We start from the raw sequence: 1,229 nt of genomic DNA on the forward strand, positions 1-1,229 counted from the left end.
ACCGTGGTGGATTCCGATACCCCACCCGACGTGACGATGTACGTGAAGCTGTCTGTACCGTGGTAGTTGTCGTTTGGCGTGTAAGTGACGCTGCCATCCGGGTTGACCGAGACCGTGCCGTTGCCTGGACCGTGATTGCTATCGAGCGACACCACTTTATCGTCGCCTTCGAACGTGTCGTTACCTAAGACCTTGATGATGGTTGGCGTGTCTTCCACCACCGTCGCTTTGTCTGCCACGATGTCCGCCACAGGCGCTACTGTGAAGTTCACCGTTTGGCTAACGCTTTCGCCGCTTGGATCAGTAGCCGTAAACGCTAGGGTTTCTGAGCCGTTCCAGTCTGCGGTTGGGCTAATGGTCGCAATGCCATTTTCAATCGAAACTAACACGTTGCTGTTGCCAGAAACGCTAAACGTTAACTCGCCATCCACGTTATCCACATCACTGAAGGCCGTATTCAGATCGATGCTGTATGGCGTAAAGTCTTCCGCCAAGGTTTGGTCTGCGAGGTTGCTTTCAACCACAGGCGTGTCGTTCACCGCATTCACGGTGACGTTGACCGTTGCTTGGTCAGTCAGTGCACCATCGCTAACGGTGTAAGTGATTTCAGCGTCACCATGGAAGTTCTCAGCCGGTGTGAACACCAACTTGCCGTCAACAATTTCAACTGTACCTTGGTCACTCGGCACAGACGCCGAATCAATGCTTAACGTATCACCATCGATGTCAGTATCGTTTGGCAGAACATCAATCGTCACTGGCGTGTCTTCGTCAGTAACGGCATTGTCATTGGTCGCCACTGGCGCGTCGTTCACTGGTGTGACATCGACGTTCACCGTGGTGGATTCACTGACGCCCCCAGACGTAACGATGTAGGTAAAGCTGTCTGTACCGTGGTAGTTGTCGTTTGGCGTGTAAGTGACGCTGCCATCTGGGTTGACCGAGACCGTGCCGTTGGCTGGACCGTTATTGGTATCGAGCGACACCACTTTGTCGTCGCCTTCGAACGTGTCGTTACCTAAAACCTTGATGATGGTCGGTGTGTCTTCCACGACCGTCGCTTTATCTGCCACGATGTCCGCCACAGGCGCCACTGTGAAGTTCACCGTTTGGCTAACGCTTTCACCGCTTGGGTCGGTGGCCGTAAAGGTCAACGCTTCTGAGCCGTTCCAGTCTGCGGTTGGAGTGAACGTAGCAATACCATTGACGATCGCCACTTGAATGTTGCT

The 1,229-nt window shown here is 53.5% G+C and carries 1 protein-coding gene; it reads right to left on the reverse strand.

Going from position 1 to position 1,229, the window contains the following annotated elements; all coding sequences use genetic code 11:
- On the reverse strand, positions 1-1,229 hold a 1,229-nt coding region (locus R7P72_RS24960; RefSeq protein ID WP_318110953.1), incomplete at both ends, for a tandem-95 repeat protein.

It is taken from the genome of Vibrio sp. Vb0888 (assembly GCF_033338835.1).
GTDB classification, from domain to species: Bacteria; Pseudomonadota; Gammaproteobacteria; order Enterobacterales; family Vibrionaceae; genus Vibrio; species Vibrio alginolyticus.